Source organism: uncultured Agathobaculum sp. (genome assembly GCF_963927765.1).
GTDB lineage: Bacteria > Bacillota > Clostridia > Oscillospirales > Butyricicoccaceae > Agathobaculum.
The window spans coordinates 1-6,030 of record NZ_CAWVCU010000126.1 but is presented as its reverse complement, the minus strand read 5'-3'; the positions used below and the strand labels follow the sequence as shown (position 1 = coordinate 6,030).

8 protein-coding genes are annotated in these 6,030 nt (G+C 58.0%); 6 read left to right on the top strand and 2 right to left on the bottom strand.

Features of this window, described 5'->3' with window-relative positions; all coding sequences use genetic code 11:
* The 6 genes from fabZ to ABGT74_RS11350 all read left to right on the top strand — a co-directional run.
* Window positions 1-388, top strand: a 388-nt coding sequence (fabZ, locus tag ABGT74_RS11375) for a 3-hydroxyacyl-ACP dehydratase FabZ (protein ID WP_346705567.1), incomplete at its 5' end; no start/stop codon positions are given.
* Window positions 389-401: 13 nt separating this feature from the next.
* Window positions 402-1,748 carry an acetyl-CoA carboxylase biotin carboxylase subunit gene (gene accC, locus ABGT74_RS11370; protein WP_297284427.1) on the top strand — a complete coding sequence of 449 codons (1,347 nt, stop codon included), beginning with the start codon at window positions 402-404 and terminating at the stop codon, window positions 1,746-1,748.
* 18 nt (window positions 1,749-1,766) lie between these two features.
* Complete coding sequence (accD, locus tag ABGT74_RS11365) at window positions 1,767-2,642, top strand: acetyl-CoA carboxylase, carboxyltransferase subunit beta (protein ID WP_330651680.1); 876 nt, start codon at window positions 1,767-1,769, stop codon at window positions 2,640-2,642.
* Complete coding sequence (locus ABGT74_RS11360) at window positions 2,632-3,450, top strand: acetyl-CoA carboxylase carboxyltransferase subunit alpha (protein WP_346705566.1); 819 nt, start codon at window positions 2,632-2,634, stop codon at window positions 3,448-3,450. Before accD ends, ABGT74_RS11360 begins: the two co-directional genes overlap by 11 nt.
* 5 nt (window positions 3,451-3,455) lie before the next feature.
* Entirely contained in the window at window positions 3,456-3,683 is a 228-nt protein-coding gene (gene acpP / locus ABGT74_RS11355) for an acyl carrier protein (RefSeq protein ID WP_295949682.1), read from the top strand.
* Window positions 3,684-3,826: 143 nt separating this feature from the next.
* Window positions 3,827-4,387 (top strand): hypothetical protein, encoded by a 561-nt coding sequence (locus ABGT74_RS11350; protein WP_346705564.1) that lies wholly within the window; start codon window positions 3,827-3,829, stop codon window positions 4,385-4,387.
* Window positions 4,388-4,439: 52 nt separating this feature from the next.
* Here ABGT74_RS11350 and ABGT74_RS11345 read toward each other — a convergent pair whose 3' ends face one another.
* Entirely contained in the window at window positions 4,440-4,826 is a 387-nt protein-coding gene (locus tag ABGT74_RS11345; RefSeq protein ID WP_346705563.1) for a RidA family protein, read from the bottom strand.
* A 31-nt stretch (window positions 4,827-4,857) separates the two neighbouring features.
* Window positions 4,858-6,030: EF-Tu/IF-2/RF-3 family GTPase (locus tag ABGT74_RS11340; RefSeq protein ID WP_346705562.1), on the bottom strand; the 1,173-nt coding region annotated here is incomplete at its 5' end.

The window sequence follows — 6,030 nt, the reverse complement described above, 5'->3', positions numbered from 1 at the left end:
TCGTCCGCCCATGCTGCTGGTGGACGAAATCCTCGAAATGGATGAGGAGCATGCGGTCGGTACGCTGCACCTGACGGGCGATGAGTTTTTCTTCCAGGGTCACTTCCCCGGCAATCCGATCATGCCCGCGGTATTCCGTCTGGAGGCGCTGGCACAGGTCGGCGGCGTGGCGCTGCTGTCCATTCCGGAGTTCCGCGGTAAGACCGCGGTGTACACCGGCATTGACAAGGCCAAGTTCCGCACGATGGCAAAGCCGGGCGATACGCTGCGGCTGGAGGTCAAGTTCATCAAGCGCCGCGGCCCGATGGCGGTAGCCGAGGGCGTTGCCTGGGTGGGCGACCAGAAGGCTGCCGAGGCGGAGATCAAGTGCATGGTCATCATGGACTGAGGCGGGGAAAGACATGTTTCAAAAGGTACTCATTGCGAACCGCGGTGAAATCGCGGTCCGCATCATTCAGGCGTGCCGCGATCTGGGTGTGATATCGGTTGCCGTGTATTCCGAGGCCGACCGCGAAGCGCTGCATGCGCAGATCGCGGACGAAGCGGTGTGCATCGGTCCGGCCCGCGCGGCGGACAGCTATCTGAATATGGATAACATCATCTCGGCGGCGCTCGCGTCGGGCTGTCAGGCGATCCACCCGGGCTTCGGCTTCCTGTCCGAGAACCCGGATTTTGCAGAGCGTACGACGCAGGCCGGTCTTGCTTTCATTGGGCCGACTGCTGCGACCATCCGACTGATGGGCGACAAGTCCGAGGCCAAGCGTAACGCGATTGCGGCGGGCGTACCGGTCGCGCTGGGTACGGACGGCCCGCTGCGTGACTTTGACGAGGCGCTGTCCGAGGCGGAGCGCATCGGTTATCCGGTGATGCTCAAGGCGGCGTCCGGCGGCGGCGGCAAGGGCATCCGTGTGGCGCAGGACGTGCGCGGCCTCAAGGACGCTTACGACAGCGCTGCGGCGGAAGCGGTCGCAAACTTTGGCGACGGCCGCTTGTACATGGAAAAGTACATTCACAATCCGCGCCATATCGAGGTGCAGATTTTGGGCGACAGCTTCGGCAATGTGGTGCATCTGTTCGAGCGCGAGTGCTCGGTGCAGCGCCGCCACCAGAAGCTGATTGAGGAAAGCCCGTCGGCTTTTGTCACGCCTGAGTTGCGTGCGAGAATGACCAAGGCGGCGGTCGATCTGGCCAAGCGTGTGGGTTACCGCAACGCAGGCACGATCGAATTTCTGGTTGACAGCGACCGTAACTTCTATTTCTGTGAGATGAATACCCGCATTCAGGTCGAGCATCCGGTCACCGAGCAGGTGACGGGCGTTGATTTGGTGTGCGAGCAGATTCGTGTGGCAGCGGGCGAGCCGCTGTCCTTCACACAGGAGGATTTGTCGCTGCGCGGGCATGCGATCGAGTGCCGCATAAATGCGGAGGACCCGTCGCGCGACTTCGCGCCCTGCCCGGGCACGCTGGTGGCGATGCACCTGCCGGGCGGACCGGGTGTGCGCATGGATACGGCAGCATATCAGGGCTATAAGATCCCGCCGTTCTATGATTCGATGATCGGCAAGCTGATCGTTTACGGTGCGGATCGTCAGCAGGCGATTGCCCGTATGCGCCGCGCGCTGGCGGAGACGCTGTTTGAGGGCGTTGTCACCGGCACGGATTATCAGATGCATATTCTGCGTTCCAAGGCGTTTGAGGACGCGGAATTCCATGTCAATTCCATTGCAAACGGAGATTTTGAGCAATAAAAGAAGGGGGGAAGCACCATGCTGCTCGATTTGTTCCAGAAAACGCGGGAAACCTCGATGGAGATGAAGCCGCAGGAGGAAACGGGCGTTAAGGTGGTCAAGTGCAAAGGCTGCGGCGCGGAGCTGAAAGCCTATGCTTATGGTAAAAACCTGTATGTGTGCCCGCATTGCGGCCGGTATGGACGGCTGCTGGCGCGCACGCGCATCCGCCAGATTGCAGATAAGGACAGCTTTGTGGAGCTGTATGGCGATCTCGCGCCTGCCGACCCGATTGATTTTCCGGGTTACGCCGAAAAGGCGGCGCAGCTGGCCGAAAAGGTCGGCATGCCGGATGCCGTCAAGACCGGCGTGTGCCGCATTGGCGGGGTGGAGACCTGCATCGGCGTGATGGACAGTCATTTCATGATGGCGTCCATGGGCTCGGTTGTGGGTGAAAAATTGACCCGCCTGTTTGAATACGCAACCGAAAAGAGCCTGCCTGTGGTGCTGTTCACCTGTTCGGGCGGTGCGCGCATGCAGGAGGGGATGTTCTCCCTGCTGCAAATGGCCAAGGTTTCGGCGGCGGCGCGCCGGCATTCGGACGCCGGCCTGCTGTATATCACCGTGCTGACCGACCCGACGACCGGCGGCGTGACTGCGTCGTTTGCCATGCTGGGCGATATCATCCTCGCCGAGCCGCGCACAACCATCGGCTTTGCCGGACGCCGCGTGATCGAAGGCACGATCGGCGAGACGCTGCCGGATGATTTTCAGTCGTCCGAGTTCTTGCTTTCGCACGGCTTCTGTGATAAAATAGTTCCGCGTAACAAGCTCAAGGGCACGCTCGAGACGCTTCTGAAGCTCCATCGGCAGCCCAAACCCAAGAAACGGCAGGTGTGGCACTATGGCGAATAAACCTGCAAGTGAAAAAATGCGCATCATCCATGATCCTAAGCGTCCGCAGATCGAGGATTATATCAGTGAGCTGTTCACGGACTTTGTCGAGCTGCACGGCGACCGCTATTTTGGCGAGGATCATGCGATTTGTGCGGGCGTTGCGATGTTTAACGGCATGCCGGTGACGATTATCGGCCACCGCAAGGGTAAGACGACCGAGGAGAAGATGGCCGCCAATTTCGGCATGGCCAATCCGGAGGGGTACCGCAAGGCGCTGCGTCTCGCGCATCAGGCCGAGAAATTCCATCGTCCCGTCATCAATTTGGTCGATACGACCGGCGCATTTCCGGGCGTTGGCGCGGAAGAGCGCGGACAGGGCGAGGCGATTGCCCGCAGCCTGTATGAGTTCATCGAACTGCGTACACCGGTGATTTCCATTATCACAGGCGAAGGCGGTTCAGGCGGCGCATTGGCGCTGGCTGTGGCTGATCGTGTGCTGATGCTGGAAAACGCATTGTATTCGGTCATTTCGCCGCGCGGCTGTGCGTCCATTCTGTGGAAGGATCCGTCGCGTGAAGCCGAAGCTGCGGATACCCTGCGAATCACCGCGCAGGATCTGTATAATTTCGGTATGATTGAGGGCATTGTACCAGAGGGACAGACGAATGCGCAGCTCATCCGCAATGTGGGCCGCGCGCTGCGCGATCAGCTCGCAGAGCTGGCAGCTGAGCCGGATATGGATACGATGCTGCAAAAACGGTATGAAAAGTTCCGTAAGATCGGGATTTTCAGACAAATAAATCAAGAACAGAATGAAGGAGTGTAATTCCCATGTTTGAAAAGGTATGCGAGATTCTGGCTGACAAGTTCGACGCCGACGCTTCCACCATGACCATGGATACTAAGGTAAAGGAAGACCTGAACGCGGACTCTCTGGACGTTGTTGAGCTGATGATGGACCTCGAGGAGAACTTCGGCGTAACCATCTCTGACGAAGAGGCGACCCAGATGAGCACCATTGGCGACATCGTCAAGTACATCGAGGAGCATCAGGACTGATTCTCTGCAAGATGGCAAAAAGAAAGCTTCGGAACCGCAGGTTTCGAAGCTTTTTTATATGCGCGGTCGGAAAATTTTACCGAATTTTTGTTGCAAAGCAGTATGCCGTCTGGTATCATAAACAAATCAAAGGAGGGATTGAGATGAATGAAGAGTTTGAAAGCTATCAGCAGCCGATTTATCACAACCTGTGGATCTACTGGTTGATGCAGCTGATTGCGTTGGTGCTGCTGCCGTTTGACCACATCATCGCCTCGATTATAGGGCTTGTAGTCGGGGTGGTGCAGCTTTATGAGCTGTATGCAATGCGCGATGTATCGGACGGCATGGGACGCGCATGGCGTACTATGCTGCTCAGTCTTGCGCTGACCTTTGGCGGCTTGCTGATGACGCTGTTGGCGCTTGGTTCGGTGCTCAGCATTCTGCTGTTGTTTGTCACGCTGGCAGGTCTGATTGTTATGATTGTGGCGGATTACTATTTTTATTTCGCTTTGGATGAATTGATTTTCCCCCGCGGCTATAACTACCCGTCGGGGCGCATCCGCTGGTGCTTCTGGCTGTCACTGATCGGCGGGATTGTTGCCACCATTGTGGGAACGTTTTCTCCTTTCGTGTCGCTTGTGGTGCAGATTATTGTGGCGGCGATCATCGTCTGGCTGCTGTGGCAGTATTTGCAGGCGGTCAAGGAAAAAGAGGGATGCTAATGAAAAAAGAGGACGGAATTTCCGTCCTCTTTTTATTATCTATTGTGGCCAATCAGCCTTTTACCGCGATGACCTCAACCTCGACCTTAGCGCCCATCGGCAGGGCTGCGACCTGCACGCAGGAGCGCGCCGGTGCGTTTTCGGGGAAATACTTGCCGTAAACGCCGTTGAACGCAGCAAAGTCGTTCATATCCGCGAGGAAGCAGGTAGTCTTGATGACGCGGTCGAACGCTACGCCGCCCTCGGCGAGTACGCAGTGCAGGTTCTGCATGACCTGCTCGGTCTGCTCCTCAATGGTGGTAGCCTCGATCTTACCGGTCTTGGGATTGATCGGGATCTGGCCGGAGGTGAAAATCATATTGTTTGCAGCAACGGCCTGTGAATACGGGCCAACGGCTGCGGGTGCGAGATCAGTATGCAGTACTTCTTTAACAGACATGGATAAAACTCCTTTATTGCAATAAAATGGATTACTTTTTGCCGCCCTTGACCTTTTTCAGACGTTCGGTGTTGGACAGGATTTTTTTGCGGATGCGCACGCTCTTGGGCGTGATCTCCAGCAGCTCGTCATCCGAGATGAACTCGAGTGCCGCTTCGATCGACATCTGACGCGGCGGGATCAGGCGCAGCGCGTCGTCCGAACCCGAGGCGCGCATATTGGTCAGCTGCTTCTTTTTGCAGACATTGACCGCCATATCGTCACCGCGCGGGTTCTCACCAATGACCATGCCCTCGTACACCTGCGTGCCCGGCCCGATGAACAGCGGGCCGCGCTCCTGCGCGTTGAACAGGCCGTAGCCGACGGCTTCGCCGGTCTCAAACGCGATCAGCGAACCGGTGGTGCGCTTGGAGATATCGCCCTTGTACGGTTGATAGCTGTGGAATACCGAGGACAGCACGCCCTCGCCCTTGGTGTCGGTCAGGAACTCGGTGCGGTAGCCGAACAGGCCGCGCGCCGGGATGAGGAACTCCAGACGCATGCGGTCCGCGCCCTTGGGGTTCATGGAAACCAGTTCGCCCTTGCGGCTGCCCATCTTCTCCATGATCGAGCCAACTGCGTCCTGCGGTACGTCTGCAATCATGCGCTCGACCGGCTCGCACTTGACACCGTCGATTTCCTTGAACAGTGCCTTGGGCGCGCCAACCTGGAACTCATAGCCTTCGCGGCGCAGGTTTTCAATCAGGATGGACAGGTGCATTTCACCGCGGCCGCAGACGCGGAACGCGTCAGTCGTGTCAGTCTCGTTGACGCGCAGGGAAACGTCCTTGAGCAGCTCGCGGAACAGGCGCTCGCGCAGGTGGCGCGAGGTGACAAACTTGCCTTCCTTGCCCGCAAACGGCGAATCGTTGACCGAGAAGGTCATCTCGACCGTCGGCTCGGAGATCTTGACGAAAGGCAATGCCTCGACGTGCTCAGGGTCGCACAGGGTTTCACCGATGGTGACGTTTTCAATGCCCGAGAAGCAAACGATTTCGCCAGCCTTGGCTTCATCCACCGGCTTGCGGTCCAGCTCTTCGATGGTGTAGAGCGTGACGACCTTGGCGTTATACGGCTGGGTTGCGCCGTGATAGTCGCAGACCGTGACCTGCTGGCCGACCTTCATCGAGCCGCGCTCGATGCGGCCGATGCCGATGCGGCCGAC